1 protein-coding gene is annotated in these 538 nt (G+C 63.6%); it reads left to right on the top strand.

Going from position 1 to position 538, the window contains the following annotated elements; genetic code table 11:
* The coding region (locus tag BK660_RS30490) for an AMP-binding protein (RefSeq protein WP_148057494.1) at positions 1 to 538 on the top strand (538 nt) is incomplete at both ends.

Here is a 538-nt window from a genome sequence, read left to right as displayed (position 1 = left end):
ACAATGGCAAGCATTTGAGCAATGGAGCGCCGCGCCTGGCGCAAGTTATCAGGCGCAGTTGCTGCCTGAGCTGATTGCCCGCCATGCCCAGTCGCGGCCTGAGGCCACGGCGCTGGTCTGCGGTGACGCTACGCTGAATTACGCTGAACTGGAGCGTCGCGCCAACCGCCTGGCTCATCGCCTGATCGAACTGGGTGCCGGGCCGGAAGTGGTCATCGGTGTGGCGCTGGAACGTTCGGTCGAGATGGTCGTGGCGTTGTTGGCGGTGATGAAAAGCGCTTCGGCGTATGTGCCGCTGGACATCGATTATCCGCCGGAGCGACTGGCGTTCATGATCGAAGATTCGGCGATGGCGCTGCTGCTCACCCACACGCAGGTGCAGGAGCGCTTGCCGGTGGTCGAAGGGCTGGCGCGTCTGGCTATCGATGAGTTCGACGACAGCGCTTACCCCGACACAGCTCCGCTCAGCGGTTTGCTCGCCGGCAACCTCGCCTATCTGATCTACACCTCCGGTTCGACCGGGCGGCCGAAAGGCGTC

The organism is Pseudomonas brassicacearum, from assembly GCF_003732265.1.
GTDB lineage: Bacteria > Pseudomonadota > Gammaproteobacteria > Pseudomonadales > Pseudomonadaceae > Aquipseudomonas > Aquipseudomonas brassicacearum_D.
Note: the sequence above shows the minus strand (reverse complement) of the source record. Positions and strands in the feature narration are given on the sequence as shown.